This window comes from Pseudoalteromonas sp. P1-26, assembly GCF_001401795.1.
Classification (GTDB): Bacteria; Pseudomonadota; Gammaproteobacteria; order Enterobacterales; family Alteromonadaceae; genus Pseudoalteromonas.
The window spans coordinates 1-465 of the sequence record NZ_LKDX01000143.1; the positions used below are offsets into that span (position 1 = coordinate 1).

The 465-nt window shown below is 41.5% G+C and carries 1 protein-coding gene; it reads left to right on the forward strand.

Annotated elements, in window-relative coordinates; all coding sequences use genetic code 11:
* On the forward strand, positions 1–409 hold a 409-nt coding region (gene tnpA, locus AN394_RS21305), incomplete at its 5' end, for an IS200/IS605 family transposase (RefSeq protein WP_055022526.1).
* Between the last annotated feature and the right edge of the window lie 56 nt (positions 410–465).

Consider the following 465-nt stretch of genomic DNA (forward strand, 5'->3'; position numbering starts at 1 on the left):
TCATCTAGTATTTGTTACAAAATACCGAAGAGGCGTTTTCACTAAAGAGATGTTAGATAGAACCAAAGAGATAATGGAGGAAACCTGTAAGCAAATGGATTGCGAGCTTTTAGAGTTTGGTGGAGAACATGACCACGTTCACTTAATGGTGTCTATTCACCCCAAAGTTGCTGTATCGAATTTGGTTGGCAAATTAAAAGGGAAGTCGTCATATATACTAAGGCGTGAGTATTGGAATCGGATTAAGACGATGCTTTGGGGAAATCACTTTTGGTCGCCTAGTTATTGTGTCGTGTCATGCGGCGGCGCGAGTTTGGATGTAATTAAGCAGTACATTGAAAATCAAAACACACCGCCAAGTGAAAGAGCCGTAAAAACTTCACGCGCTTTAAGTCAGAAAAAAGACTAGTTACCTCTTGCTTGACTCGCCCTTGAAAGGGTGAGATTGCGCAAGCCTAATGTTCA